We start from the raw sequence: 22578 nt of genomic DNA, 5'->3' as shown, positions 1-22578 counted from the left end.
CCCTTATTCAGGTTTTTTGACAATATCCCCCACTTCCGCTGCGTCAGTTACTTGCATGATTAAACCGTAAGAAACATGTTTGAAAACGCGATACACAAATAATGTGCCGTATTTTTCATCGGGCAGTTTGATGAGTTCTTTATTGCCAGTTTTGTCTTGAATGATTTTTCCTAGACGATATAACTGCAATACAGTTCCCACATCGATTCCATTCTCCGCGCCTAAATTAATGGAGATAGTTTGGTTTTGACCGGCTTGCTTAACTCCGCCGTACACGGATACAACTTGGCCTTCCACTGCAGAGACAGGGGGATGCGGCACGTAGTTGTTGGCTTCTTGGTTTGGAACGGGCAACAAACGGTCGCCGACGGTCATTTCTTCTTTTGTGTTGGTCACTACAAACGCATGCGCCTCGTTAGGCAGTTTGCCTTGACGCACTAATTTGACGGTTCCCACATACGCTGATTCGTAACCGATGATGGCTTTGGTCGTGGGATCTTTTAGCGCGACTGATGGCCGATAGACTTGGAAATTTGATTCATCGTGCAAGTCGCCCAGAGCATAGGCACGTTCCAATTTAGCGATATTGACGTGATTTTCTTGGGTCGCAACAATTCTTGGCGTATTAACTAATTCGTTTTCCTCCAGCACCAAAGGCTGAGACAGGAAGGGTTCAATTAAATTGGCTGGGATCGATCCAATCGCGCCAGCTTCAACGGAGCCGCTACGAATTTGTGGCGAAAGACGCACGGTAGGCAGGCCGCCTTGGTTACCTGTGCCACTTGTGCCTGGTTGACCTAAGCGCAAACGTCCAGCGGTTCGGTCCAGATAAACAATTTGACCGGGATAAATCCAATGTGGGTTTTTAATTTCTTCGCGGTTCATGCCCCAGACTTGCGGCCAGCACCACGCGTGTTCTAAGAACATTGATGAGATGCCCCATAACGTATCGCCCTTAACCACCAAATGTTGATCTGGTGCATTGGGCAAAAAACTACATTGGGTTGGCTGAGCATTCATCTCGTCAGCGGCAAAAACCGACGAGCTTAAAGCAAGGAGCAGCGCGATTGTGCTAAACTTTTTCATGTATTTATCCATTGCACACAGTCAATATTGAGAAATATAAACAAAATCGGCTCATTGAATGTGAATGCGAAGTAGTGGTTAAGTCCGATTGTTGCCAAATTGAATCAAATTCTGCACATAAATCCTTGAACTAGCAAGAAAAAACGCGCTTAAGTTGCGCGAAAGTCCTATGACAATATTAACAATCCTCCGGTACCCCGATAAAAGATTACACAAAATTGCCAAACCGGTGACACAATTTGACGACCGTTTGAAGCAATTAGTCGCTGATATGGCCGAAACGATGTACGACGCGCCCGGTGTTGGCCTTGCTGCGTCCCAAGTTGACGAACATATTCAACTGGTTGTGATCGATGTTTCCGAAGTGCAAAACCAGTTACAAGTCTTTATTAACCCCGAAATCGTGTGGGCCAGCGACGAAAAAATCGTTTGGGATGAAGGTTGTTTATCTGTTCCTGGCATTTACGATGGCGTCGAACGCTCAACCGAAGTTGTCGTGCGTGCGCTTGATGTGGATGGGAAACCGTTTGAACTCAAAGCCGACGGATTATTGGCGATTTGTATTCAGCACGAATTGGATCATTTAAAAGGGATCGTTTTTGTTGAGTATCTCTCTCCCTTGAAGCGTAATCGCATCAAAACCCGCATGTTAAAAGAAGAGCGCGAATTAGAGCGCGCAAGCAAATCTTCCGCCGCTCGACGTGGGCGCGCATGAAAGTTATCTTCGCCGGAACTCCCGAATTTGCCGCCACCGCGTTAGCCGCCATTCACGCCGCTGGACACGAGGTTGTGTTAGTGCTTACTCAGCCCGATCGGCCTTCTGGTCGTGGCATGCAATTGCATCCGTCGGCAGTAAAACAATTCGCCCTTGATCACGCAATTCCTGTCGCTCAGCCCGTTTCGTTGCGCTTGGATGGCAAATATCCAGAGCAGGCGGAGGAGGCGCATAAGCTGCTGAAAGCAACTCCGCACGATGTGATGGTGGTCGCGGCCTACGGGCTGATCCTGCCAGAGTCGGTGTTGTCCATCCCGCCACTGGGTTGCTTGAATATTCACGCTTCCTTGTTGCCGCGTTGGCGCGGGGCCGCGCCGATACACCGTGCAATTGAGGCGGGTGATGCGCAAACTGGCATCACGATTATGCAAATGGATCGTGGCCTAGACACCGGCGCCATGTTGTTAATGGAATCCATGCCAATTGCTGCCGATGACAGCACCGCGACCTTGCACGATAAATTGGCTAGGCTGGGTGGTGAAATGATTGTTGATACATTGCAACAATTGCTTGATGGAAGCATTACCGCATCCCCTCAGCCCGACGAAGGTGTAAATTACGCGGCAAAGATTAGCAAAGAAGAAGCGGCGCTGGATTTCAATTTGCCTGCTCAACTACTGGCGCAAAAAATCCGCGCATTTAATCCCTTCCCAGCGGCGTCGGCGGTGTTGAACGGCGTCACCTTAAAAATTTGGCGTGCTGAAGTGGTTGAAAAACCGATTTCAGCCCAAGTGGGGCAACTGATTCTGAAAGATCAGCAGTTGATTGTTGCCTGCGGGGAAGGGGCGTTAAGTTTGCTTGAACTGCAAAAGCCGGGCGGTAAGCGTTTGCCTACCGCGGAATTTTTGAAAGGTTTTACTGTGGGTGCGCAAGATTTTTTTGCTTAGGTTTTGCTACTTAAGCAAATATAAGTCGATGTTTTTAATTTTTCACTTAACAAAATTTCGCTAATGCTTTGCAAAGGTTACGATAACCTTGTTATGTGAAAACCGAATAACTGATATGAGAAAAAGTGACTTGGTAAATGGCTGTGAGACGATTATAGTTACACCTGTCTCCTCCAAGACCTCCTAAGGAATTGGATTTAAGCCCACCACCAACAGGTCGTGGGTTTTTTTTTAAGCTTTCATGTTGCGTTATATTAATTATTAATAACGGATATGCTAAAAATAAAGTGGGCAACGGTTTGGGAGGTGATTATAGTTGCGCCTGTCTCCTCCAAAACCTCTTAAGGAATTGGACTTAGCCCACTACCATCAGGTCGTGGGTTTTTTTTTGCCCAAACGGATAATTTCCTCGTATTCCCGCCCGCTAGTTCCGTTATCTAGCTTACAATCTGAACAATTTTCCAAAAATAAGCTTGGGAACATTGGTTAACGTCTTGCTGGTTCAATTTCGCCATTGAATTGCTCACATTGGCGCTAAATTGACGCAAATTTAATGCTTCTTCTCAATTTAATCAGCGTTTCCTATACTTAACAGACTGCTCAATACAAGGGGTTGCAATGTCAGTAATTCGATTTGCCAAAACTAGTGCTGGTTTTTTGTGGCGTGTGCTTGAGGGAGGGAGAAAGGCCTTATTAAATTTGCTTTTCCTCATCCTTATTATTTTTATCTTGGTCGGTTTGTTTAGCGGTGGCACTAAAAAGCTCGCAGACAAAACTGCCCTAATTCTTGATTTGCGCGGCAATATTGTCGAGCAACAAAGTGCTAGCGCGCGTGATTTGATGTTGCTGCAAGCGCAAGGTGACAAGAAAGATTACGCTCAGTTGCGCGATGTGCTCACCGTGATTGATGCCGCTACAAAAGATCCAAAAATCACCAGCATGGTGTTGTTATTAGACGAAATGCAAAACGCTGGTCTGCCGATGCTACGTGAAATTGCCAGCGCCTTAGATCGTTTCAAAGCCAGCGGCAAAAATATTATCGCTTGGGGTTCGAGCTACAACCAACGTCAATATTTACTCGCAGCGCACGCCAATCAAGTATTTCTGCACCCAATGGGCATGGTTGGTTTAGAAGGTTTTGGCGGCTATCGCAACTACTACCGCGACGCGCTCGATAAACTGGGCATTACCGTCAATTTAATGCGTGTCGGCACCTATAAGAGCTTTGCCGAGCCTTATATCGCAAACGGCCCTTCGGCGGCGGCATCGGAGGCTGAAGCGTATTTATACAATGACTTGTGGAAATCCTACACCGATGATGTGGAGAAATCGCGCAAGCTCGAAGCAGGCAGCATTATGCGCACCATCGACGATTTGCCGAACTTGGTCAAACAGGTTAATGGCGACATGGCGCAGTTAGCCGTGAATGCCAAACAAGTGGATGCCTTAAAAACTCGCGATGAATTGCGTCAAATTATGCTGGCCCTCGGTGCGCGCGACGACCAAACTAAAAGCTTCCGCCAGATCAATTTTGAAGATTATTTAGCCCGTCAAAAAACACCGATGAATCCTTTGAGTGACGCTATTGGCGTGATCGTGGCGGAAGGTGAAATCAGCGACGGCACAGCTCCTTCGGGTTCGATCGGCGGCTTATCGACGGCAAACCTAATTCGTAAAGCCCGTGAAAACGATCAAATCAAAGCGGTGGTGTTACGGATCAATTCCCCCGGCGGTAGCGCCTTCGGTTCCGAATTAATTCGGCGCGAACTTGAATTAACCCGCGAAGCCGGCAAGCCAGTAGTGGTGTCCATGGGCGGTGTGGCTGCATCCGGTGGCTATTGGATATCCATGAGCTCGGACGAAGTGATAGCCGATCCAACCACGATTACGGGCTCAATCGGTGTGTTTGCGCTATTGCCGACTGCTGACAAAGCGCTCGATAAGCTCGGTGTGCACAGCGGCGGCACCACGACGACTTGGCTGCGCGGCGGCTATGATCCGACTCGCCCAATCGATCCACGATTTGCCGAGTTAGTGCAACAAAGCGTCAACCATATTTACGCCAATTTCACCAGCAAGGCAGCTAAAGCGCGCAACACCACTGCTGAAAAAATCGACGAAGTGGCTCAAGGTCGGGTTTGGACTGGACAGCAAGCCAAAGAACGCGGCTTGGTCGATACCTTGGGAAGTTATTCTGATGCGATTAAATCCGCCGCCAAGCGCGCTAAGCTAACTGGCAGCTATTCGTTGGATTACATTGAAACTGAACCGACCGGATTAGAAAAATTCTTTAAATTTTTTGATGTGTCGGCAGGTGACATTGCCACTCGATTGCTCCGCACTAATTTAGCAACTAACGGAATTCCACCGCAAGCAGCCAAAGATGTGACCAACGATATGTTGTGGTTAGCGGACATGACCGACCGCACCAAAGCCTTTAGCGTGGTGACGCATTGCATGTGCAGTGCTCCGTAATTCTTGCTGCTTAAATCGTTAATTTAATCGTAGTTCTGAATTGCCAAAATTAAGCAAAGCGTCACCAAAACAAACGCCCCTAAATGTAAGGGGCGTTTTCATTTTTAGTCAAATTGATGACTCATTAACGTGGTCACTATAAAAGCAAAAAAGACAGGCTAAACCTGTCTTTTTGCTTTTTGCCCTACTTAATTAAGAGATTGCGCTCTAATTACTTAGTAGCTGGAGCCGACGCTGCTGGAGCTGCTGCGTCTGCTGGTTTTGCTTTCTTATGCTTTTTGTGTTTCTTTGGAGCTGGTGTGCTTGCTGGTGTAGATGCAGCAGGAGCAGCAGCTGGAGCGGCAGCAGGTGCTGCAGCTTGTGGAGCAGCGAAAGCGGAAATAGCGAACAAGCTAGCAACTAATGCGGAGATGATGGTTTTCATATGAGATCCTTAGTAAGTGAGAACAACAAAATTAAGTAACCGACACTGCAATAACGACGCCGAGACGCGAGTGGTTGACAGCGTTTTTAAAGAATTTCAAATTTTTTTCGTCAGACTAACAATGCAGCCAATGTTGTTGGGCGTCACCGCTTCAAACGACTAACTTACATTCACGATTTTTTTGAAATCGTAGCTTAAGTATAGCGGCAGATCGGCAGAAAAATGCTGAAATTCAACTTTTTTCGACACAAAAGTCGCAGCATTTTTTAAATCATTTGATCTACTTCACACAACGGTCATTAATCTACCCAAAATCAGAACTAAAAACTGCCACTTAAGGTTTCATTCGTAACGTAATGCTTCAATCGGATCTAGGTTAGCCGCTTTGGCTGCGGGCATAATTCCAAAAACAATACCGACCACACTAGAAAATCCAAACGACAGCGCCACCGCCCACCAAGGCACCGCCGCTGATGGGAAGTTAGGAATCATTTTCGCAGCTCCTGCACCGAGCAAATAACCCAAGCCTAAACCGATCAATCCACCCAACAAAGACAGCAACACCGCCTCAATCAAAAACTGCATCAAAATATGATGCCGCTGCGCTCCGAGCGCTTTGCAGATGCCGATTTCGCGGGTGCGCTCGGTCACTGAGACCAGCATGATATTCATAATTCCGATCCCGCCGACTAGCAGCGATACGCTGACTATGCCGCCTAAAACCAAGGTCATCGTATCGATAATTTTCGAAAAAGTGTCAGTTAATTGCTGCGCAGTTTGCACTTTAAAATCATTGGCTTGACCAGGTTTGAGATGGTGCAATTGACGCAGTAGGCCGATCACACGGTCTTGGATTTCGTCCATCTGCTCCATGTTATCGACCGTGAAATTAATCAGAACGCTGATTTCTTGCGCGTTGCCAGCAATCGTTTGTCCGACCGAAAAAGGGATGAGCGCGTAATCGTCTTGGCTCATGCCAAACATTTCACCGTGGGTTTCGGCCACGCCGATGATCTTAAACCACTCGCCGCCGACTTCGATGTAACTGCCCAAAGGATTGTCGGGCAGCTTGAGATTTTCGCGTAGCTTACTGCCGATCACGCAAACTTTGCGCCGCGACTGATTATCGTCGGTGGTGATAAAGCGACCAATTTCTGGGTAAATTTGATTGGCGTCTTGGTAATTGGCCGTGACTGCGATGACGCGGGTAAAGGCCGACGTGCTGCTGTTTTTAACGGTCGTACCGAAGTCGCCAAACGGCATGAAAGAGGGGGAAACGTTACTCACACCATCAATATGCTGCACCAAGTGGGCGTAGTCATTTAAGCTCAAGCGGTTTTTGGTACCTTGCATCGCTAACTCAAAGGGCGTGTAGGCATGCACGGTCAAACTATTTGAGCCCAAGCCCTTAAATTGGTCGCTGATCGAATACGAAAATCCCTGCACGATCGAAACCACAGCGATGACGGATGCCACGCCGATGATGATGCCCAGCGCGGTTAAAAAGCTGCGCAGCGCGTGGGCGCGAATACTGAGCAAGGCTGAGCGAATGCTTTCGAGAAAACTAACCATGTGGATTTACCTCCACGTTTTGTTGCGCCGGTTTGGTTTGATCGAGTAACACATGGCCGTCCGATAAGCGCACCGTGCGTTGGCAATGGTTAGCGATTTCTGGCTCATGCGTGACTAAGATTAAAGTATGCCCTTCGGAATGCAGCGTATCGAATAAGGCCATAATGTCGGCGGTGGTGGAGGAGTCCAAATTACCGGTTGGTTCATCGGCTAATAAAATCGACGGCTCGCCGCACAAAGCCCGCGCAATCGCTACCCGCTGGCGTTGGCCGCCAGAGAGTTGATTCGGTAAATGATCGACCCGCTTTTCTAAGCCGACGCGCTCCAACGCGTGTCGAGCGCGTTTTTCACGTTCTGCTGGTCGCACCCCACGATAAATTAGCGTCTGCATCACGTTTTGCAATGCAGTCGCGCGTGGTAACAGGTTAAAGCTTTGAAAAATAAAGCCAATTTCGCGGTTGCGGGTTTGCGCTAATTCCGACTGACTCATGCTGGCCACATCCCGCCCATTGAGAAAGTAGCTGCCTTTGCTCGGCGTATCCAAGCAGCCCAGAATATTCATCATGGTTGATTTGCCCGAGCCGGACGAGCCGATAAAAGCCATGTATTCATTGCGCGCAATGGTCAAATTAATTCCGTCGAGTGCGGCAATCGTTTCGCCGCCCATTTGGTATTGTTTGCCGATATCGACTAAACGAATGAGCTCGTTCATTTTTTATCTGCCGCTGGTTTGGCGGTGGCAGTGGCCTTAGGCGCATCCGCCGTGGACGAATTAACCTGAACTTTTTCGTCGGGCTTTAAGTGGCGCAAAATTTTGTAGGGGCCAACGATAACGCTGTCACCTTGCTTCAGACCAGAGACGATTTCTTGGTTGGAGTCGTCCGATATTCCGAGCGTCACTAAGCGTTTTTTCGCAATACCGCCATCCACCACAAAGACGTAATTTTCAATCGCGACTTTGGCTTTGTTTTTACTCGATTTCGCGCCATTCTCGCCGGTGTCGGTTTGCTGATCGTTGTTCGACAAGATCGCTTGCAATGGCACTGAGAGCGATTTGCCCGAGGTGGCGGTGTAGATTTCGGCGCGGCAGGTCATGCCAGGATGCAGGGCTAAGCCGTTTGGATTGTCGATGCTGACCTTGACCGAGTAGCTTTTTGCTAAGGTGGTGCCAGATTGTCCGGCTTCGGCTTTTTTAGGAGACAGCGGAATCGTTTTCACCACGCCGGTCAGCGGTGTTTCAGGGTAGGCGGCGGTGTGGATTTGTACTTCTTGGCCTAACTTAATGCGCGCAATGTCCGCTTCATCGACATTGACTTCGGCCATCAAACTGCTGGTGTTGGCGATAGTCATTAAGCTCGAACCTGCAATGCCGATCTGACTCGCCACGGCGGTCTCACCGACTTTAATATCAACTGCTGTGACCGTACCAGAGATGGGTGAGCGAATGCTCGTTTTGGCTAAACGCTCCATGCTTTGGTTCAGCTGGGCTTGAGCTTGTTGCAGGCCTTCGCGGCTTTTGCGTAATTCGATTTTGGATGCGTCATAAGCAAAGCGCGCATCATCTAAGGCCGAATCGGACACCATTTTTTGCCTATGCATGTCTTCTTTACGCTGGTATTGACTGGCTTGATTTCCGATGGTTAGCTGTTGATGTTCGATATCTATTTGCTGTTGGCGCACCATCGCTTGTTGCTGCGCGATTTCAGCGCGGTAGGTTTGGTCATCGAGCATGAGCACGATTTGATTGGCTTCAACATGATCGCCTTCTTTGACCAAAATTGATTTCACTTTACCGATCACTTCGGGCGACAGCAAAGCTTGCTCTTGATAGACCAAGTTACCGGAAGCCAGAATCGACGCTTTAATTTCACGCGGACTAACTTGTTGCGTATCGACCTGCTGGGCAGGATCGCTGTGAACCAGTTTGAGAATAAAAGGCACTGCGAATAAGCAAGCAATACCAGACCAGATTAGCCAGCGTCGTTTCATAACAAGTTCCTGCCGTTGTAGGTTTGAGTTAATTGACGAACCCGCTTGCTGAGCGGGTTCGATTTTTGAGCTAATTTGCTAACTTAATTTCTGAACTTAGTGAGCTAGATTGATCGCAGTCATAATCGCAAACACCACGATGTACGGTGTAACGACCACAGCGATGCTCGTAGCACGTGATTTTTTAGTCCATGTTTCGAAGCCCACCACAGTAACAAACATCGTCCACAACGTGGTGACGTTGATTGTGTCGAGTAAGGTGGCCCAATGCGCGTTCATGTCGAGATGGAAAAACAATTGATTGAGCGACAGTGGATTTAATTGGTTAGGCGCCAATTGCCCTTGCTGCGCTAACACAATTTGTAATAGGCCCAGCGGGATAGCCAATAAGCCCGGAACTGCAGACCACGTGGCAAAGGCAAACCATTTGCCAAAGTTGATTGGTACATTGGTGATCTTGCTAACAATTGTGAAATAGGTCGCCACGATGGCGTACATAATCAACGGGCCGATTGCACCGCCAATGGCGGATGTGGTGAGCAGCATGTTTTTGCTCACCATTTTTTTAGCCGCTTCAAGTTGAGCTGGATCCATGTCTTTGCCAGCGAACATTTTGTCTTGCAACCAACTCATGTCCACGCTTTGATAGTAGAAAAACAGCATGCCGACCATGCCCACGACCATCAAAATTAGGGGTAGCAAGATCATGGAGCGTTTTTCCACCGCAACAAATGCTTTGGCCGGTTCGGTAAAAATCGCTAATAACGTTGAAAAAGCCGAGCCGCTCGTTGGCGCGGAGGTTGCAGGTACGCTAGTTTCCGTTGTCATATCTTGTCCTCTATAAAGTTGATTCACCATTAACAACCAATTATGTGACCGAATTATATTTTTGAGCAGATAAAAAGCGCAATCTATGCGGCAAAAGACGTGATTTTGGTGATGAAACAGGGTTTTTAAGAAGCGAAATTTACCGATCTTAGGTGCGTTATGGCTTTTGGGTAGGCGCAACCGCGTTTTCTGTTGCAGCGGATTGGCTCCATTCCTTTAAACAGATCGGGCAAAAGCAGCTGGCGCCAGATTGGCCAGCTAGCTCGGGATAAATCGGTAACACAGGCGCAATGGGTAAGGTGGTGCACCAGCAAGGTTGGCCAGTATTGTCGGCCATTGCACAGGTAAATTGACTCGCGCAGCGCGGGCAAATGCTCATTTGCCGTCTTTGTCCAAGGGAAACTGATGCATGGCGCGCCGAATGAGCTGCATCTGAGCGCTGAAATTGGTGCAGGCATCACAAATCATTAAATGAACGCGCATCCGTGCTTTTTCGACGATGTTTAAATCGCGATCCATTTGCTCGGATACCAAGCGATGTACTTCTTTGCAAGTTGGTTTGATGCCCATGCTAACACTCCAATACTTCATTCAGTCTTTGTTATTCACCAACGTCTATTGGTTGGCAAACCAGTTGATATCAAGACATTCTCTTAACCGTAAGCGGGCGCGATAAAGAATCACCCAGAGATTAGACGAACTCAACTGCAATTCCTTACAAATTTCTTCGGTTTCCAAATCCAACCACTCGCGCATCATAAATACCCGTGCGTTTTGCGCTGGTAACTTCTCTAGGCAGATTTCCATCACCCGAAAAAAGTCTTGCTGCTGCAACACCGCATCTGGATTGCCCCAAGCTTGTGGCGGATCGACCGTGTGGCCGTTGGCGGTAAATAAATGATCAATGACATCGTCTTCGGATTGATCTGGTTCAGTCTCAATCTGAACGGTGCGTCCAGCCACGCGCAAGCTGTCAATAATCTTAAACTTGAGTATCCCAATGACGTAGGTACGTAGGCTAGAACTGCCTGCAAATTGATCGGGCTTTTCCAAGATCGCTAGCAACGCATCTTGCACGGCATCTTCGGCCAATTCGGGATTGCGTAATTGTAATAATGCAAACCGCAGCAAGGCGGGTCGCATGGCTTCGAGCTGTTGGAAGAGAGTGGGATCGGTCATTTGTGCGTTAGCCTAAAGTATTAGTTGATTTATTACAAGAATTTCACGATTGCAAAAACCATTTCACGGTAAAATCTCATCGATAATTTTTTAGGATTTGACATGACTACTCTGCCTACCGAACCGCCCGCCATCCTGCCCACCAACATCGACTCAGAACTGCCATCGGATTTGCCCGTCATTAGTGAAATCGCTACCGACACCCTGGCCCCGCACATCAAGGCCGAAATCTTGGCCGAAGCGTTGCCGTATATTCGCAAATTCCACGGCAAGACCATCGTAGTCAAATACGGTGGCAACGCGATGACAGAAGAACGCTTGAAACACGGTTTCGCACGCGACGTGATTTTGTTGAAATTGGTCGGTATGAACCCCGTCGTGGTGCACGGCGGCGGTCCACAAATTGATAGCGCGTTAAAGAAAATCGGTAAGCAAGGCACGTTCGTCCAAGGCATGCGGATCACCGACGAAGAAACCATGGAAGTAGTCGAGTGGGTGTTGGGCGGCGAAGTGCAGCAAGATATTGTGATGTTGATTAATCATTACGGCGGCCAAGCAGTTGGTTTAACCGGCAAAGACGGTGGCTTGATTCGTGCACGGCGTTACGAAATGCCCGATCGTGAGAACCCAGGTAAATTCCTCGACATCGGTTTTGTTGGTGAAATCGACGCGATCAATCCGGCGGTGGTCAAAGCTCTGCAGGACGACGCGTTCATCCCAATTATTTCGCCAATTGGTTTCGGCATTGACGGTCAGGCATACAACATCAATGCAGACGTAGTGGCCGGCAAAATTGCGGAAATTTTAAAAGCCGAAAAGCTCATCATGATGACCAATATTCCCGGCGTGTTGGACAAACAGGGTAATTTGGTGACCGATTTATCCGCACGCGAAATCGACGAGATGTTTGCCGATGGCACGATTTCAGGCGGCATGTTGCCCAAGATTTCTTCTGCTTTGGATGCCGCTAAATCGGGTGTCAACACTGTGCATATTATCGACGGGCGCATCGAGCATTCGCTGTTGTTGGAAGTGCTGACAGAGCAAGCGTTCGGCACCATGATACGCAGTCATTAAGCTAATAATTTAGAACCCGCATTGAGTAACTATTTGCACCGTTCTCGGCCAACCATTACGTGGTTGATTGATTTGGACAACACGCTGCATAACGCCAATCATGCGGTCTTTCCCGCCATGCACGCAAACATGAATGCGTACATGGCGACCTTGCTGGGAAGCGCAGAACAACCGGCCGACGATGCCACGGTAGATGCGGCGCGGGTGCTGTATTGGAAAAAATACGGCGCGACCTTGTTAGGGTTGATTGAGCATCACCAAGTCAATCCAGCCGAGTTTTTACAGCAAGCGCATGAATTCGCTAATTTGCCTGACATGCTGCGCTTTGAAGCTGGTTTAAAGCAGTTATTGCAACGTTTGCCGGGACGCAAAGTACTGTTTACCAATGCTCCGCGCCATTACGCTCGTCAAGTAGTGCGGCACTTGCGCTTGCAGAGTCATTTTGAACAGCATATTGCGATTGAATCGATGCGGGTGCACGGACGTTTGCGTCCCAAACCTAGTCGTTGGTTACTGAAGAAAATCCTAGCCAAACAAAAATTAGCGGCGCAACATTGTGTTTTAATTGAAGACACGCGCGACAATTTAAAAACCGCCAAACAGCTTGGCATGAAAACAGTTTGGATTACCCAGTACCTAAAGCTGGCGGCCAATAAGCGCTTTGCCAAGCCTCATTTTGTAGATGTAAAACTGCGTTCGATTAAACAATTACCAGCGCAATTATCACGACTTTCCTTAACCAAGTAGAGACCATGGCAACTTCTAAACCGGGCGAAAAGAAACTGCATATTTTGCAAACTCTGGCGAGCATGTTGGAGAACCCTAAAGCAGAGAAAATCACCACGGCGTCGTTGGCCGCGCGCATCGGTGTTTCGGAAGCCGCGTTGTATCGTCATTTCGCCAGCAAGGCGCAAATGTTTGAAGGCTTGATTGAGTTTATCGAAAGCAGCGTGTTTGGCCTGATCAATCAAATCACCACCCAACAAGAAAATGGTGTGATGCAAGCGCAGGAAATTAGTTTGATGTTGTTGAGCTTTTCGTCCCGCAATCCCGGCATGACCAAGGTGATGATCGGCGACGCCTTAATCAACGAAGACGAGCGTTTGCAATTGCGTATGAATCAGTTTGTTGATCGGATTGAACTCGCATTAAAGCAAGCCTTGCGATTGTCGGTGGTGGCGGGTGAACTTAATGAAGCCGAAGTAGCTGTGCGCGCTAATTTGATCGTTGCCATGTTGCTGGGGCGCTGGCAGCGCTTTGTTAAAACCTCCTTCAAACAAAACCCGCTTGAGAATGCCGCGCAGCAGATCGCGTTTTTACTCTCTTAATGCGTTGTCGCATCTCTCTTTTTATCCCGATTCTCATGCCTAGTTTTGCCCTGCTTGATGATAGCCATTCCACCGCGACACAGGCAACGTCACGTTTGTATACGGAGTTTGTGCGCGAAATAGTTTGGGCAAGTAAGCAGCAATTTTCTAACGCCATTGATGAGCTGGAAAATGCTCTCGCTGAAGGCTATTTTGTGCTGGCTGCTTTCTCGTATGAGTTGGGTGCGCAGCTGCAAGAAATCGATGCGATTAGCGAAAAATTGCAAGCAACTCCATCGCGTATTCTGTTGTACCGAACCTGTCAAAAACTAAGTCAAGAGCAAGTCACTGAGTGGTTGCAAGCTCAAATAGCTGATGCCGAAACTGCCTCAGTAGCTGGCATTGCGAACTTGCGCGCAAGCGTTGATGAAGCCGAATTTACATCGGCCATTGAGCTCATTCAGCACTACATTGCGGCGGGCGATACCTACCAAGTCAACTACACCTTTCGTTTTCATTTTGAGACTTACGGTAGTATTTTTGCACTCTACATCCGGCTGCGTGAGCGCCAAGCTGTACCCTACGGAGCGTTGATTGCTTTGCCTGATGGCTCGGCCATATTGTCATTGTCGCCGGAATTATTTGTGCGCCATCAGAAAGGTACTTTGTATGCGCGTCCGATGAAAGGCACGGCCGCCGCGTCGGCGACGGATAGCGAAGAATTCGATAGTCAGCTCAACACCGAGCGCAGCCAGGCGCTTTCCACGGACAATAAAAACCGCGCTGAAAACGTTATGATTGTCGATTTGTTGCGTAATGATTTAAGTCGAATCGCGCAACTTGGCTCGGTGCGTGTGCCGCAATTGTTTGAGGTGCAGCGCTTTAATTCTGTTTTACAAATGACGTCAACAATTACGGCACAATGTCGTGCTGATGTGAATTTGGGACAAGTACTGCGCGCGCTTTATCCCTGCGGCTCAATTACCGGCGCACCTAAATTACGCACGATGGAAATCATCGATGAAGTCGAGACCGAGCCGCGTGGAATGTACACTGGCGCGCTTGGTTGGTTTGATCCTCATCCCCAAAGCGATGACATCACTTTGCCCGATTTTTGTTTGTCCGTCCCGATTCGTACCTTGCAGTTAACGGAGCCCGATTCCTCGTATATTCGCCAAGGTGTCATGGGCGTTGGTGCAGGGATTGTGTTTGATAGCATTGCTGCGGATGAGTATCAAGAAAGCCTGTTAAAGGCGCGCTTTTTAACCTCGTTGCCAGCGCAGTTCGCTTTGTTTGAAACGATGTATGCAACCCGTGAAGACGGTTGCCGCCAGCTAGATCGACATCTGTGCCGACTGCAAAGCAGTGCGCGCTATTTTGGGATTGCGGTTACTGAATCCACTCTTCAACAACAGCTAGAAACTTATTGCGCCAACTTGCCAGTGGCGACTGCGCATCGATTGAAATTAAGCCTTAATGGCGTAGGCGAAATTACCATTCAAAGCGCGGTCTTAGCGCCAATGACAGAACCGGTGAAGGTCCTGCTCGCCGCGCAACGTACCCAATCCAACGACATTTGGTTGCAACACAAAACCACCCTGCGCGCTGACTACGATCACGCTTGGCAGCAGGCAGAGACGCAAGGCGCATTCGATATGTTGTTCTGCAATGAATTAGGTGAAGTGACGGAAGGCGGGCGTACAAATGTGTTCGCTAAGCTCGATGGTAAATGGTACACGCCACCTTTGTGCAGCGGCGTCTTGCCGGGCGTGATGCGTTCTGTTTTGTTGGATGATCCGACGTGGTTAGCAAGCGAGCGCAAGCTTACTATTGACGACATTGAACGGGCAGACGAACTCGTTTTATGCAACGCACTGCGTGGAGTGATGAAGGCGGTGTTGATCAAATAAAATCAGCCCGTTTTTGGCGGGCTGATGTTATTTTTGTGGCGCATAACGATTACGGCTGCGGATCAGCCAAGGCTTCTTTGGCCGCTTGTTCTGGCGTCAATCCGTCGTAGTATAAATCGGTAAACCATTCGACTTCTTCCTCAATATGTTCCTGCGCCTGTTCTTGAGTTGCGCCGCCGGCCACTAAGAAGCCTTCGACTTCGATGCACCATTCAATGATCGCCATTGTTTCTGGATCGATCTCGTCTTGTTTCGGTTTTTTTGCCATGATGATTCCTTAGTGATTTTCGGTTTTGGTACTGCTGCCGCATACGGCGCAATGTGGATTACGTTGCGCTTTAATTTGTTGCCATTCCATGGTGCGAGCGTCTAGCATTAGTAATTTACCCGCCAGACTTGTGCCCAGATGCATAATGACTTTTAGCGCTTCCGCCGCTTGAGTCGTGCCGATAATGCCCACCAGCGGAGCGAATACCCCCATAGTCGAGCAAGCGACCTCTTCGACATGCAAATCCGCTGGGAAGATGCAGGCGTAGCACGGCGTATTTTCATTGCGTGAATCGAACACGCTGCATTGTCCGTCAAAGCCGATTGCCGCGCCGGATACCAAGGGCTTGCGGTGCGCCACGCAAGCCGCATTGACCGCGTGTCGGGTTGCAAAATTATCGGAACAATCGAGCACGATATCGGCAGCGCTAATTAATTCATGAAGACGTGCCGCATCGACTTTTTCAGCTAATGCGTTGATGGTAATGTGAGGATTAAGTTGGGTTAAAGTCAGTTTGGCAGAATCAACTTTATTCATGCCGACGCGGTCTTCGGTGTGCAGAATTTGGCGCTGTAGATTCGTTAGATCGACTTGGTCGTGATCGACAATGGTGATCGAACCAACTCCGGCAGAAGCCAAATAAAACGCGGCGGGTGAACCTAGTCCACCGGCGCCGATGATGAGCGCTTTGGCGGCCAAGAGCCTACTTTGCCCTTCAATGCCAATCTCGTTGAGCAAGATGTGGCGTGAATAACGCAGTAACTGTTGATCATCCAAAGCGGTCTCGCTGTTATTTCTTAGGTTTGTTTGACTTCAAATCTTGTGCTGCCGGAGCAGATGGCGCACTAGGTACTTCGGATTTTTTATCGCCGTTAGTATCGTCCTTGCCGTCTTCTTTGCTATCGGCTTTATCGGCTGGCTTCGCTAACTGGACAGGCAAACCTTTTAAATGGTTTAACGCTTGCATCAATTGGAAATCAGTGGCGCTGCCGTACTCCAATGGCTTGAGCGTTTTTTCTAATTCGATGGCGCGTTTTTCGTCTTCGGCTTCATCGCGCTTCTCGGTGCCTGCTTTGGCGTCGGTATCGTTATTCAAATGCTTTTGCAAATCCGCTTCGCGCAAACGCAGGCTGTTGATGCCGTCGTTTTCGGCCGTTTCTTCCACATTCAAATCCGGTGTAATACCTTTGGCTTGAATCGAGCGGCCGCTTGGTGTGTAGTAGCGCGCTGTGGTGATTTTAACGCCAGTGTCAGCGCTGATTTGACGGATGGTTTGTACCGAGCCTTTACCAAAGGTTTGGGTCCCTAAAATGGTCGCGCGGTGGTAATCCTGCAAAGCGCCAGAAACGATTTCCGAAGCCGACGCTGAACCAGTATTTACCAGCACGACCATCGGCACGGACTTAATACCTTCCGGCAGTTTGGCTAATGGATCAGGGCCGCTGCGAGTCGAATAATATTCGCGGCTCGCTGTGTAATTGGCTTTGGATTCGGGAATCTGGCCATTGGTCGTGACGACGGTTACATCCTTAGGCAGGAAGATCGCTGAAATCCCAATCGCGCTAGGAACCAAACCACCCGGATTATTACGCAAATCGAGCACCAAGCCTTTGATGTGCGGATCTTGTGCATACAAGGCGTTGATCTTTTTCACCAGATCGTCGAGCGAAGGTTCTTGGAATTGGGATACGCGCAACCAAGCGTAGCCGGGTTCGATGATTTTGCCCTTAACGCTTTGGGTTTTAATGAGGTCGCGGGTAATCGTCAAGACGATGGGCTTATCGACGTTTTTACGCGCAATGGTGATGGTGATTTTGGTATTCGGTTCGCCGCGCATGTGTTTAACGGCTTCGTCCAAACTCATGCCTTTGACTGGCAAGGAATCCAATTTCGTAATCAAATCGCCTGCTTTGACGCCTGCTTTGTCAGCAGGAGAATCTTCGATTGGCGAAATGATTTTGACGTAGCCGTCTTCCATGCCGACTTCAATACCCAAGCCGACGAACTTACCTTGGGTGCTTTCTTGCAGCTCTTTAAAGGCTTTTTTATCCAGATAAACCGAATGCGGGTCGAGGGAAGAAACCATGCCCGAGATGGCTTCGGAGATCAGCTTGCTGTCATCCACCGGCTCAACATAATCGGATTTGATTAAGCCAAACACATCGGCCAATTGGCGTAATTCTTCAATCGGCAGCGGCGCAACGTTTTTTTGAGCCATTGCAGAAAACTGCAATGAAGCGGCGACCCCGGCCACTAATCCCAACGTGATTAATCCCAAATTCTTTAATTTATTACCCATTTTTTCGCCTGATCGTATGTAAGTGTTGGCAATAACTCTTCAGCGCTTATGCTCAAGCAGTTAATGCCAGTTCATTAGTTTTTACTGTAATTTGGTCTGGATTCCAAGTAAATCTTTGTTTTCTATTGTTATTTCAGGTTGACCCAACCGAGTGGATCGATGGCTTTACCTTGGAAACGAAGCTCGAAGTATAAACCTGATTGTTCATTGCCGCCGCTGTTTCCCACGCTGGCGATGACGTCGCCAGCGTTAACTGACTCTCCCGCTTGCTTAAGGACGGCTTGGTTATTGCCATAAATACTCATGTATTGGCCGCCATGATCGAGAATGATCAGGTTACCAAAGCCGCGCAACCATTCAGCAAAAATGACTTTGCCCGACGCAATCGCTTTGACTTCGGTGCCTTCTGAGGCGCGGATGAATAAGCCTTTCCAGACCGTGCCTTCCCCACGTTGGCTACCAAATTTGGCGGTTAATTCCCCTTTGATTGGCAAACGCAAGCGGCCTTTTAGCTGGGCAAATTGACTGCCATCATTGATTTTTTCGGGTGTCTTGGTGACTTCAATCGATTCTGGCGCGGTAACCACCGGCTTGGCTGGCGTTTTTTGATTTCCTTGTTTTGACGCAGCCGCATTTTGTTGGGCCTCGGCCTTGCGTTTTGCTTCTTGCGCCAATTGCGCGGCTCGGCGCTTTTCTTGTTGCAGCAATTCGGCTTTGCGTTGTTCTTCGATTAGTCGATTTAATTTATCGACCAAACTCGCTAAACGTGTTTCGTTTTTCTGTAATTGTCCCGCTTCTTTGCGTTGCGCAGTCAGTTTGCTGGAAAGCTGTTTGATGAGCGCCGCACGCTTGTTTTGCTGTTTAACTAGATCGGCTTTTTGTTGTTCTTGTTCTTTGGCGATGTCGTCCAAATCAAGCTTGGCTTGTTCGGTCGCGAGCTTGTTGCTCTCGACGGCGGCTAAGTTTTCGCGCAATTGAGTTATCAGCCGATTTTGGCTTTGCGAGACGTACCCGAGATATTGCAAATCGCGGTTGATGCGATTGGGATTGTCGCCAGACAGCAGGAATTTGATTCGGTCGCTATTGCCGGTTTGGTATTGCTGACGCAGCAGGGTAGAAAACTGCTTTTTCTGCTGATCGACTTGCTGTTGCAATTGTTGCTGTTGATTGGCTAAATCAATGATTTTTTGCTGAGTTTGCTGCTGCTCGGCATTGAGAGCGAACAGCTTGCGATTGGCGGTAGAAATGGCTGCTTCGGATTCGGCCAATTCATCTTCGGCATGCTGTTTGTCGGATTCTGTTTTCAGAATGTCTTGCTTAAGGTCGTTGAGCTTTTTGCGCAGCTCAGCGTGTTCCGATTCGGCGGCGCGTTTTTGCTCGTCGCGTCCAGTTGTGCCAGCCCAGCTTGTGCCCACACAAGCTGCAGCCAATAAGAGCGCGACGAGTTTGATTGCTGTGCTAAACGCGGAATGAGTGAACAATTATTTTGCCCGACCTTGATTCGCTACGGCTGCCAACGCTGCTTGGATCGCTTCTTGGTCGCCTAGGTAATAGTGCTTGATCGGTTTTAAATCGGCATCCAATTCGTACACTAATGGCTGACCGTTAGGGATATTTAAGCCGACGATATCTTCGTCGCTCACACCATCCAACATTTTGATCAACGCGCGCAAGCTGTTGCCGTGGGCGGAGATTAATACTTGCTTGCCAGATTTAATCGCAGGAGCGATGCTGTCTTCCCACGCTGGCATCACACGCGCGACAGTGTCTTTCAAACATTCGGTCAATGGGATTTGCGCGGCATCTAATGTGGCGTAACGTGGATCGTTGAAATCGGTACGCGGATCATCCTTGGTCAGCGGCAAAGGTGGTGTGTCATAGCTGCGGCGCCACACCATAACTTGTTCGTCACCGTATTTGGCAGCGGTTTCGGCTTTGTTTAGACCTTGCAATGCGCCGTAATGACGTTCGTTTAAGCGCCAATCGTGCTGCACTGGAATCCACATTAAATCCATCGTATCCAAGGTGTTCCATAAGGTGCGGATGGCGCGTTTTAATACGGATGTATAGGCCACATCGAAACTAAATCCTGATTCTTTGAGGAGTTGACCCGCCGCGCGCGCTTCGGCCACGCCTTTTTCAGTCAAATCGACATCGGTCCAGCCAGTAAAACGGTTATCGAGGTTCCAAGTGGATTCGCCATGACGCATTAAAACGAGTTTATACATAATGATTTCTTTAAAAATAGTAAATTAAAAACAAAATAAACAAATTGACTACTGATTGGACTGGATTAACCGCGCCTGCTGTACGGATTTTATTAAAGCCAGCGTATTTTCTCACCGTTTATTCAACTCTGGCACAGTATTAGTACATAGTTTCGCCATCTATTTTATAATGGCACGGTTAACTTAGCCTATTGGATGTTGTGTGAAATTCATTATTGATAATATTTTCTTAATTGCTTTGGTCCTCGTTTCTGGCGGCGCGTTACTGATTCCATCGTTGCAACGCCGTGGCGCCAAAGTCTCTTTGCTGCAAGCGACGCAGTTAATGAATCAAAACAAAAGTAACGTCATCGATGTGCGTGATATTGCTGAGTTTGAAGTCGGTCACATTAAGTCAGCCAAAAACATTCCGCTCAACGATTTATCCAATCGCATGACGGAATTAGAAAAACAAAAAGCCAATCCAGTGATTGTGGTTTGTGCCAGCGGCACCCGTTCGGCCACCGCCGTTGCTATGCTCACGCGCGCCGGCTTTACCCAAGTGGTCAGCATGGACGGCGGTATGTCGGCTTGGCAAGCGCAGGGTTTGCCAGTGGTTAAGTAAGTTTTTTGAATGATTTGATTGGTAAAATTTTAGCAACGTGGAGTAGTAAGATGAGCGTGAATGTAAAGATGTACAGCACCGGTGTTTGCCCTTATTGCATTATGGCCGAGCGTTTATTGCACTCGAAAGGTGTCGAGCAGATCGAAAAGATCCGCATTGATTTAGACCCGGCGCAGCGCGACTTAATGATGCAGCAAACTGGTCGTCGTACCGTTCCTCAGATTTACATTGGCGACACGCACGTGGGTGGTTTTGATGACTTATCGGTACTTGATAGAAGCGGAAAACTGGACGAATTGCTTCATCCTGCGTGATAATGCGTTAGATCAGTAACTTAATACAAAGCAAGATCTTGATAAGTAGATAGATGTCCTCAGTTACGAAGCGCTATTGAGATTTGATAGGTTAGAAGTTTTAGTGTTGTCGCTAATCTTAATTTTTACCACTGCTCTGAGTCGTTCCGGCAGTTTCCATACTAATTTATAGAAAGTGTTTCATGTCTGAAGAAAATTTGCAGCCAGTATTCCAAATCCAACGCGTCTACCTCAAGGATTTGTCCTTAGAACAACCAAATTCGCCTGCGATCTTCTTAGAACAAGAAGCCCCAGCAATTGAAGTTGCTGTTGACGTTGCAGCACAACCATTGACCGATGGTATCTACGAATCGACTGTGACAGTGACTGTTACAGCAAAAATCAAAGATAAAGTAGCGTTCTTAGTTGAAGGCAAACAAGCGGGTATTTTTGAAGCACGCAATATTCCTGAAAACCAATTAGCACCATTGCTTGGTATCGGTTGCCCAAATATTGTTTATCCATATTTACGTTCAAATATTGCTGACGCTATTACTCGCGCTGGTTTCCCTCCAATTCATTTGGCCGAAATCAACTTCGAAGTATTCTTCCAGCAACGTTTGCAAGCCGCTGCGGCTGAACAAGCTGCGGCAACCGCAGCAGTTCCAGAGGAAACTCAGCCAACTACGCATTAATTCTTAATTAGTAGAAATTGGTTTTACTTACGCCGAATAGTCCACCGTGATTATTCGGCGTAATGCTAAATGCGCCTGAGTGCGCCCGATCACCGCTAAGGTATTTAGTAGAATTCGACTTCACTAAACGCCATCGTTATCCATCACAAATCGCAGGGAGCTGGTATGAAAACTCAAACTCGCTTGGTTCTTTTAGTAGCGCTGGCCGCATGCTTGCAAGCTGGAGCTGCGCTTGCTGTTGAGTTTAAGAATGTTGGCCCAACCGCCGTTGTGATGTACGACGCGCCGTCGTCCCGCGGTCAAAAGCTCTACGTCGCGCCACGCGGTATGCCGGTTGAGGTCGTGATTAATTACGGCCTGTGGTCCAAGGTGCGCGACTTTGCTGGCGACTTGTCTTGGATCGAAACCAAGCAATTAGTCGAGCGTAAAAACATCTTGGTACGCAATTTAAATGCAAAAATTCGCGCTAATCCAGATGATTCTGCTGAGGTCGTGTTTTCTGCCGACAAGGGCGTGTTGCTTGAATTGGTCGAACCAGTTAGCACAACGTGGGCAAAAGTTAAGCACGCCGACGGTTCGATCGGCTACGTCAAAGTCAGTGATATTTGGGGTGTGTAGTTCGTAATGAACTCGCATCAAAGATCAAATTCACTACTCATTACTAATTTCTGCACTTTGCGCC

General features: G+C 48.3%; 25 protein-coding genes. 11 read left to right on the top strand and 14 right to left on the bottom strand.

All coding sequences use genetic code 11. The features are described 5' to 3' along the window. Positions 1-3: 3 nt before the first annotated feature. The gene (locus tag E2I14_RS09755) at positions 4-1086 is read right to left on the bottom strand and encodes a LysM peptidoglycan-binding domain-containing protein (protein WP_133327924.1); all 1083 of its coding nucleotides are present in this window, start codon (positions 1084-1086) and stop codon (positions 4-6) included. Between the two features lie 169 nt (positions 1087-1255). Here E2I14_RS09755 and def point away from each other — a divergent pair, with 169 nt between their 5' ends. The 3 genes from def (at position 1256) to sppA (ending at position 5223) form a co-directional block, all read left to right on the top strand. Beyond that, complete coding sequence (gene def / locus E2I14_RS09750) at positions 1256-1801, top strand: peptide deformylase (RefSeq protein ID WP_133327922.1); 546 nt, start codon at positions 1256-1258, stop codon at positions 1799-1801. Further along, a complete protein-coding gene (gene fmt / locus E2I14_RS09745) occupies positions 1798-2748 on the top strand; it encodes a methionyl-tRNA formyltransferase (protein ID WP_133327920.1) in 951 nt (316 codons plus the stop codon). The genes def and fmt overlap by 4 nt, the downstream gene beginning before the upstream one ends. Positions 2749-3366: 618 nt before the next feature. After that, a complete protein-coding gene (gene sppA / locus E2I14_RS09740) occupies positions 3367-5223 on the top strand; it encodes a signal peptide peptidase SppA (protein WP_133327918.1) in 1857 nt (618 codons plus the stop codon). Positions 5224-5434: 211 nt separating this feature from the next. Here the strand turns inward: sppA and E2I14_RS09735 are convergent, their stop codons facing one another. From E2I14_RS09735 to E2I14_RS09700, 8 genes are all read right to left on the bottom strand, one after another. Beyond that, positions 5435-5647 carry a hypothetical protein gene (locus E2I14_RS09735; RefSeq protein ID WP_133327916.1) on the bottom strand — a complete coding sequence of 71 codons (213 nt, stop codon included), beginning with the start codon at positions 5645-5647 and terminating at the stop codon, positions 5435-5437. 342 nt (positions 5648-5989) lie between these two features. Next, on the bottom strand, positions 5990-7219 hold the full coding sequence (locus E2I14_RS09730) for an ABC transporter permease (protein ID WP_133327914.1): 1230 nt from the start codon (positions 7217-7219) through the stop codon (positions 5990-5992). Continuing rightward, on the bottom strand, positions 7212-7931 hold the full coding sequence (locus E2I14_RS09725) for an ABC transporter ATP-binding protein (RefSeq protein WP_133327912.1): 720 nt from the start codon (positions 7929-7931) through the stop codon (positions 7212-7214). The genes E2I14_RS09730 and E2I14_RS09725 overlap by 8 nt, the downstream gene beginning before the upstream one ends. Beyond that, positions 7928-9208, bottom strand: a complete 1281-nt coding sequence (locus E2I14_RS09720) for an efflux RND transporter periplasmic adaptor subunit (protein ID WP_133327910.1) — start codon at positions 9206-9208, stop codon at positions 7928-7930. The genes E2I14_RS09725 and E2I14_RS09720 overlap by 4 nt, the downstream gene beginning before the upstream one ends. Positions 9209-9304: 96 nt before the next feature. Continuing rightward, the gene (locus E2I14_RS09715) at positions 9305-10036 is read right to left on the bottom strand and encodes a YIP1 family protein (protein ID WP_165967809.1); all 732 of its coding nucleotides are present in this window, start codon (positions 10034-10036) and stop codon (positions 9305-9307) included. 157 nt (positions 10037-10193) lie between these two features. Continuing rightward, entirely contained in the window at positions 10194-10415 is a 222-nt protein-coding gene (locus E2I14_RS09710) for a cysteine-rich CWC family protein (RefSeq protein WP_133327907.1), read from the bottom strand. After that, complete coding sequence (locus tag E2I14_RS09705) at positions 10412-10606, bottom strand: zf-HC2 domain-containing protein (RefSeq protein ID WP_133327905.1); 195 nt, start codon at positions 10604-10606, stop codon at positions 10412-10414. The genes E2I14_RS09710 and E2I14_RS09705 overlap by 4 nt, the downstream gene beginning before the upstream one ends. 45 nt (positions 10607-10651) lie before the next feature. Next, entirely contained in the window at positions 10652-11215 is a 564-nt protein-coding gene (locus E2I14_RS09700) for a sigma-70 family RNA polymerase sigma factor (RefSeq protein ID WP_133327903.1), read from the bottom strand. Positions 11216-11374: 159 nt separating this feature from the next. Here E2I14_RS09700 and argB point away from each other — a divergent pair, with 159 nt between their 5' ends. Genes argB through E2I14_RS09680 form a run of 4 tightly spaced genes read left to right on the top strand, consistent with a single transcriptional unit; the run spans position 11375 to position 15509 of the window. After that, positions 11375-12292, top strand: a complete 918-nt coding sequence (argB, locus tag E2I14_RS09695) for an acetylglutamate kinase (protein WP_406675705.1) — start codon at positions 11375-11377, stop codon at positions 12290-12292. A gap of 21 nt (positions 12293-12313) precedes the next feature. After that, complete coding sequence (locus E2I14_RS09690; protein ID WP_227544690.1) at positions 12314-13039, top strand: pyrimidine 5'-nucleotidase; 726 nt, start codon at positions 12314-12316, stop codon at positions 13037-13039. A gap of 5 nt (positions 13040-13044) precedes the next feature. Further along, a complete protein-coding gene (gene slmA / locus E2I14_RS09685; protein WP_133327901.1) occupies positions 13045-13620 on the top strand; it encodes a nucleoid occlusion factor SlmA in 576 nt (191 codons plus the stop codon). 35 nt (positions 13621-13655) lie between these two features. After that, the gene (locus E2I14_RS09680) at positions 13656-15509 is read left to right on the top strand and encodes a chorismate-binding protein (protein ID WP_133327899.1); all 1854 of its coding nucleotides are present in this window, start codon (positions 13656-13658) and stop codon (positions 15507-15509) included. Between the two features lie 49 nt (positions 15510-15558). Here E2I14_RS09680 and E2I14_RS09675 read toward each other — a convergent pair whose 3' ends face one another. From E2I14_RS09675 to gpmA, 5 genes are all read right to left on the bottom strand, one after another. Further along, positions 15559-15777 carry a hypothetical protein gene (locus tag E2I14_RS09675; RefSeq protein ID WP_133327897.1) on the bottom strand — a complete coding sequence of 73 codons (219 nt, stop codon included), beginning with the start codon at positions 15775-15777 and terminating at the stop codon, positions 15559-15561. Positions 15778-15786: 9 nt separating this feature from the next. Continuing rightward, a complete protein-coding gene (locus E2I14_RS09670; protein WP_133327895.1) occupies positions 15787-16554 on the bottom strand; it encodes a HesA/MoeB/ThiF family protein in 768 nt (255 codons plus the stop codon). Between the two features lie 13 nt (positions 16555-16567). Continuing rightward, positions 16568-18076, bottom strand: a complete 1509-nt coding sequence (locus E2I14_RS09665) for a S41 family peptidase (RefSeq protein WP_133327893.1) — start codon at positions 18074-18076, stop codon at positions 16568-16570. A gap of 128 nt (positions 18077-18204) precedes the next feature. Next, complete coding sequence (locus E2I14_RS09660; RefSeq protein ID WP_227544689.1) at positions 18205-19557, bottom strand: murein hydrolase activator EnvC family protein; 1353 nt, start codon at positions 19555-19557, stop codon at positions 18205-18207. After that, a complete protein-coding gene (gpmA, locus tag E2I14_RS09655; protein ID WP_133327891.1) occupies positions 19558-20304 on the bottom strand; it encodes a 2,3-diphosphoglycerate-dependent phosphoglycerate mutase in 747 nt (248 codons plus the stop codon). It lies immediately after the preceding gene. A 202-nt stretch (positions 20305-20506) separates the two neighbouring features. On the opposite strand from gpmA, the gene E2I14_RS09650 reads away from it, so the two are divergent. The 4 genes from E2I14_RS09650 to E2I14_RS09635 all read left to right on the top strand — a co-directional run bounded on the left by E2I14_RS09650 (position 20507) and on the right by E2I14_RS09635 (position 22514). Beyond that, on the top strand, positions 20507-20908 hold the full coding sequence (locus E2I14_RS09650) for a rhodanese-like domain-containing protein (RefSeq protein WP_133327889.1): 402 nt from the start codon (positions 20507-20509) through the stop codon (positions 20906-20908). A gap of 50 nt (positions 20909-20958) precedes the next feature. Then, on the top strand, positions 20959-21222 hold the full coding sequence (gene grxC, locus E2I14_RS09645) for a glutaredoxin 3 (protein ID WP_133327887.1): 264 nt from the start codon (positions 20959-20961) through the stop codon (positions 21220-21222). Between the two features lie 182 nt (positions 21223-21404). Then, positions 21405-21896 (top strand): protein-export chaperone SecB, encoded by a 492-nt coding sequence (secB, locus tag E2I14_RS09640; RefSeq protein ID WP_133327885.1) that lies wholly within the window; start codon positions 21405-21407, stop codon positions 21894-21896. A 165-nt stretch (positions 21897-22061) separates the two neighbouring features. Beyond that, a complete protein-coding gene (locus tag E2I14_RS09635) occupies positions 22062-22514 on the top strand; it encodes an SH3 domain-containing protein (RefSeq protein WP_133327883.1) in 453 nt (150 codons plus the stop codon). Positions 22515-22578: the final 64 nt, after the last annotated feature.

This window comes from Sapientia aquatica (genome assembly GCF_004358105.1).
Classification (GTDB): domain Bacteria; phylum Pseudomonadota; class Gammaproteobacteria; order Burkholderiales; family Burkholderiaceae_D; genus Solimicrobium; species Solimicrobium aquaticum.
This window is presented reverse-complemented; position numbering and strand designations above follow the sequence as displayed.

Coding starts and splice junctions, on each gene's coding strand:
- gpmA (WP_133327891.1), bottom strand. CDS start 20,304: ATGTATAAACTCGTTTTAATGCGTCATGGCGAATCCACTTGGAACCTC.
- E2I14_RS09635 (WP_133327883.1), top strand. CDS start 22,062: ATGAAAACTCAAACTCGCTTGGTTCTTTTAGTAGCGCTGGCCGCATGC.
- E2I14_RS09730 (WP_133327914.1), bottom strand. CDS start 7,219: ATGGTTAGTTTTCTCGAAAGCATTCGCTCAGCCTTGCTCAGTATTCGC.
- E2I14_RS09680 (WP_133327899.1), top strand. CDS start 13,656: ATGCCTAGTTTTGCCCTGCTTGATGATAGCCATTCCACCGCGACACAG.
- def (WP_133327922.1), top strand. CDS start 1,256: ATGACAATATTAACAATCCTCCGGTACCCCGATAAAAGATTACACAAA.
- fmt (WP_133327920.1), top strand. CDS start 1,798: ATGAAAGTTATCTTCGCCGGAACTCCCGAATTTGCCGCCACCGCGTTA.
- E2I14_RS09725 (WP_133327912.1), bottom strand. CDS start 7,931: ATGAACGAGCTCATTCGTTTAGTCGATATCGGCAAACAATACCAAATG.
- secB (WP_133327885.1), top strand. CDS start 21,405: ATGTCTGAAGAAAATTTGCAGCCAGTATTCCAAATCCAACGCGTCTAC.
- sppA (WP_133327918.1), top strand. CDS start 3,367: ATGTCAGTAATTCGATTTGCCAAAACTAGTGCTGGTTTTTTGTGGCGT.
- E2I14_RS09720 (WP_133327910.1), bottom strand. CDS start 9,208: ATGAAACGACGCTGGCTAATCTGGTCTGGTATTGCTTGCTTATTCGCA.
- E2I14_RS09755 (WP_133327924.1), bottom strand. CDS start 1,086: ATGAAAAAGTTTAGCACAATCGCGCTGCTCCTTGCTTTAAGCTCGTCG.
- slmA (WP_133327901.1), top strand. CDS start 13,045: ATGGCAACTTCTAAACCGGGCGAAAAGAAACTGCATATTTTGCAAACT.
- E2I14_RS09665 (WP_133327893.1), bottom strand. CDS start 18,076: ATGGGTAATAAATTAAAGAATTTGGGATTAATCACGTTGGGATTAGTG.
- E2I14_RS09700 (WP_133327903.1), bottom strand. CDS start 11,215: ATGACCGATCCCACTCTCTTCCAACAGCTCGAAGCCATGCGACCCGCC.
- grxC (WP_133327887.1), top strand. CDS start 20,959: ATGAGCGTGAATGTAAAGATGTACAGCACCGGTGTTTGCCCTTATTGC.
- E2I14_RS09735 (WP_133327916.1), bottom strand. CDS start 5,647: ATGAAAACCATCATCTCCGCATTAGTTGCTAGCTTGTTCGCTATTTCC.
- E2I14_RS09705 (WP_133327905.1), bottom strand. CDS start 10,606: ATGGGCATCAAACCAACTTGCAAAGAAGTACATCGCTTGGTATCCGAG.
- E2I14_RS09715 (WP_165967809.1), bottom strand. CDS start 10,036: ATGACAACGGAAACTAGCGTACCTGCAACCTCCGCGCCAACGAGCGGC.
- E2I14_RS09675 (WP_133327897.1), bottom strand. CDS start 15,777: ATGGCAAAAAAACCGAAACAAGACGAGATCGATCCAGAAACAATGGCG.
- E2I14_RS09710 (WP_133327907.1), bottom strand. CDS start 10,415: ATGAGCATTTGCCCGCGCTGCGCGAGTCAATTTACCTGTGCAATGGCC.